Raw genomic sequence first — 1,149 nt, forward strand, 5'->3', positions numbered from 1 at the left:
ATCCAGGGGGCGACATCCAGGGGGCGACGGCACGCGTCCGGGGCCTGGCCATCGGCGAAGGGGCCGTTTGGATCCCGAATTCCGGACCGGAACAGATCTTCAAGTTCGATCCGGTCGAAAAGAAGGTTGTGCTGACGATCCCGGTCCGCTTCATCGGCACCGAAGGCAGTGTGGGCATCGGCGAGGGATCGGTCTGGATCACGGCGAGGGGCAATGTCCTGACCCGTTTCAACGCCGCGACGGGGGTGGAGGAGGCGGCCATCAAATTACCTGGCGAAGCACCGGCGGCCATCGTCGACAATGGCTTCGTCTGGGTGTCGGGGTTCGAACGCGGCGAGCTGTACAAGGTCGATGCACGGACAAACACCCTCGTCCAGACGATTCCCCTCCGTCCCGGGCCACGGTTCCTGACCGCAGGCGAAGGCTCGATCTGGGTTCATAACCAAGGTGATAGCTCAGTGCAGCGCATCGATCCGGCGTCCGGGGCGGTGATCGCCACCATCGAAACGGGCCGGGTGGGCAGGGGTGGAGATCTCACGACAGGCGGGGGCTATGTCTGGCTGACCCTGAGCGGTACGCCGCTCGTGCAAATCGATCCGAAGACCAACGCGGTAGTCGCGGTCTTCAAAGGGATAGGATGGGGAGACGCAATTCGCTTCGGTGGGGGATCACTTTGGATATCGGGGCATTCGATCCGGCGGCTCACGCCACCTGATTGACCGCTTTCCACCTGACCAGAGATGTTCTGCAACGATCGGCGGACCTGAAGCCGTCCCCTTCCGATGCCTCGCGACTTGTCACGATTGCCATTGGGACAATGCCTCATTCTTTCTGGCGCCTACCTGGTATTCGCGTGCCTACAGCATCGTGCGCTAAAACGTACTCAGACAGAGGATGCTATGCCTTTGCTGGGGCGAAGCTTTTCCGGCACGCCAGCGCCCACGTTCGCGCACGCTGCTATAGCATTCGGTGGCCTTTGCTACCGAATGCCGTTTAATTAGACGAGGGCGGGGCGTATGCGCGATGGTCTCCTTCCAAGAACTTGGACCAGTGAACGTGAGAGTTTTCGGTTAGACTCCTGATGCGACGGAGAGCTGACCGATGAAGAAGACCCGCTTCACAGACCAGCAGATCGCCTTTGCCCTGCAG

General features: G+C 60.9%; 1 protein-coding gene. It reads left to right on the plus strand.

What is annotated here, in order from left to right; genetic code table 11:
- On the plus strand, window positions 1–719 hold a 719-nt coding region (locus ACXJKO_RS31735), incomplete at its 5' end, for a Vgb family protein (protein ID WP_457094972.1).
- Window positions 720–1,149 lie beyond the last annotated feature (430 nt).

The organism is Microvirga sp. P5_D2, from assembly GCF_054049475.1.